A 279-nucleotide genomic window follows, 5' to 3' on the forward strand; every position below is an offset into this window, starting at 1 on the left:
ATAAGACTATTTGCGCCCAATGACTTCACAAAACGACTGAAGTTAGTAAAGGCTTTGAGGTTTTTAGTGGCGGCATAGGCCGAGACAGAAAAAGTCAGTAACTCAGCAGAAATAACGGACTGCTCGATACGAGATTCCAGCCATTTATGGAAACTGGCTGAATCAATTGAGTCCATCGTCAGGTTGATACTGACAGGACAGCTAATACGATCTTGCTCCATTTTGAGTAGGACTTTGTTCACAATGCAACGGTCCACAGATTCCGACAATCCAAACTCT

At 43.4% G+C, this 279-nt stretch carries 1 pseudogene; it reads right to left on the minus strand.

The annotated features are described in order from the left end of the window. A pseudogene (locus B3V56_RS14115) lies at positions 1-242 on the minus strand (signal protein); the annotation flags it as partial. Positions 243-279 lie beyond the last annotated feature (37 nt).

It is taken from the genome of Methylophaga sp. UBA2513, from assembly GCF_002341285.1.
GTDB lineage: Bacteria > Pseudomonadota > Gammaproteobacteria > Nitrosococcales > Methylophagaceae > Methylophaga > Methylophaga marina.